General features: G+C 66.6%; 1 protein-coding gene. It reads right to left on the reverse strand.

Translation table 11 applies throughout. The features are described 5' to 3' along the window. A partial coding sequence (locus ADL29_RS11805; RefSeq protein WP_030498363.1) for a hypothetical protein occupies window positions 1-273 on the reverse strand: 273 nt, incomplete at its 3' end. Window positions 274-308: the final 35 nt, after the last annotated feature.

The raw sequence follows: 308 nt of genomic DNA on the forward strand, positions 1-308 counted from the left end.
CTCGACACCCGGGCTGGCTCCTGTTTTGCCCTTCCGGCGGGTGGGAGTTTCGGCAGGGGGCTCGATGTCGCGAACGGTGTCATCGAGCCATTGGCGCGACCACACGTGGTCGATAGCCCGCAGGATGTCGGCCTTCCGCATGCCCGCTTCGTAGGCGGCGCGGACCTTCGCGGTCAGGTCTTCGCGGGGGCCCTTGATGGTCTGCTCGGCTCGCTCGCGTGCCCGCTTGTACGCGGCGCCAGCCTTCTTCAAGTCGTCGGCGTGCGGTGTCATCAGCGGATCATCTCACACACTCGGTGTGCAAAGCC

It is taken from the genome of Streptomyces chattanoogensis (assembly GCF_001294335.1).
Classification (GTDB): domain Bacteria; phylum Actinomycetota; class Actinomycetes; order Streptomycetales; family Streptomycetaceae; genus Streptomyces; species Streptomyces chattanoogensis.